The organism is Pseudanabaena sp. 'Roaring Creek' (assembly GCF_001402795.1).
Classification (GTDB): Bacteria; Cyanobacteriota; Cyanobacteriia; order Pseudanabaenales; family Pseudanabaenaceae; genus Pseudanabaena.
The window spans coordinates 1-1555 of the sequence record NZ_LIRE01000351.1; the positions used below are offsets into that span (position 1 = coordinate 1).

A 1555-nucleotide genomic window follows, 5' to 3' on the forward strand; every position below is an offset into this window, starting at 1 on the left:
GATATTGCTTTCTACTTTCTACAATATAGCCTTTCGAGAAATAGCTTTTTGAGTAAAGTAGCCAATTTGCTAGGCATAATTAAAAACCAAAACCAGAAGAGCATACCGCCCGCGCAGCGGGCGGTATGCTCTTCTGGTTTTTAAGTTTACTTATGCCTAGCTACTTAGATCCTTTGGACAAATTCGCTAATCCCAGTGCGATAGGTTTCGAGAGAATCTAGGAAACCACCGTTATGATCGCCTTTGATCTTAAGAAGTTTTTTAGGCAAATTGGCAGATTGGAAGTTTCTCTCGCCATGATGAAATGGAATGATTTCATCGTCGATACTGTGAATTATCAAGACGGGAATCTTGATTTTGGGTAGGCGATCGATGGAGTTGTAGGAAAATTGCGATAGTAGGCGAATTGGCAGAAATGGGTAAAGCTCGGCGGCGCGATCGCTGACTGAGGTAAATGTTGATGCTAGTATCAAGCCTCTTGCCGCATTTTTATAGTCTTGTCCATAGTCCTGTGAAGTCTTTTGCGCGAGATTTTGCGCGAGATAAGAGGCGATCGCGCCACCTAAGGACTCACCATAGATAATAATTTTCTTGGGCGGAATTTGTTTCTCTTGGGTTAGGTATTGCCAAGCAGCCTCGACATCGGCATAGGTTCCTTCTTCGGTGGGGGTTCCGTCACTTTTGCCATAGCCGCGATAGTCAAATAGGAGGGTGGATAATCCTAAATCTCTGAAAATTGGTAGATAACTCACGCGATTACTGATGTTGCCGCCATTGCCGTGACAAAACAGAATTATGCTTTTACCAATGGGATCGCTGTCGGTTGCAGGTACGAACCAGCCATATAAATTGATATTGTCTTTGGTGGTTATTTGAATATCTTCAAATTTTAATCCATTGTCTTTTGGGGTTTCTAATAAATCTTTGCTCGGCATATAGATTAGATTGGATTGCCCGAAATATAAAGCGATCGCTAGACCAAGATAAGCAAATACCAAAATCCGAATTACGGGCAGTAAAAAACTCTGAAATATTTGTAATAATGACCGTGGATTCTGGCTCATATCTTTAAAATCTCATATTTTTAACCAAAGTAATAAGTAGCTAGGCAAAATAAATTACAGACCCAACCATATAAAGTTGCGCCCCAGCGATGCGCAACTTTATATGGTTCCGTAATTTATTTTGCACAAGTACTTATACAGCTATCCTAAATGATTTGAAGAGAGGCTTCGACTTCGTTCAGCGATCGGGATATGTTCGCTGAGCGTCCTATTTTTTTCCTACAGCGCTTTGCGCTCAAACCCAAACCTAGAAAAACTTTGAAAGCCTTGCAAAGCAAGGTTTTCAAAGTTTTTCTAGTGTTTCATTTGATCGATAATTGCTGTAAGTAGCTAGGCATAATTAATTACAAACCAAAACCCGTAAAGTTTCGCCCCGTAGGGGCGAAACTTTACGGGTTTTGGTATTCCTTGCTATAAAACTAGAAGAGCGTAGCGCCCGCTACGCAGGCGCTACGCTCTTCTAGTTTTGCTTAGTTGCTTAGTAACTTAGT

At 41.2% G+C, this 1555-nt stretch carries 1 protein-coding gene; it reads right to left on the reverse strand.

The features are described from left to right. Positions 1 to 164: 164 nt before the first annotated feature. The gene (locus AC805_RS11975) at positions 165 to 1064 is read right to left on the reverse strand and encodes an alpha/beta hydrolase (protein WP_055075656.1); all 900 of its coding nucleotides are present in this window, start codon (positions 1062 to 1064) and stop codon (positions 165 to 167) included. Positions 1065 to 1555: the final 491 nt, after the last annotated feature.

Excerpts from the sequence above, each read along its gene's own strand:
- AC805_RS11975 (WP_055075656.1), bottom strand. The coding sequence starts at position 1,064 with ATGAGCCAGAATCCACGGTCATTATTACAAATATTTCAGAGTTTTTTA.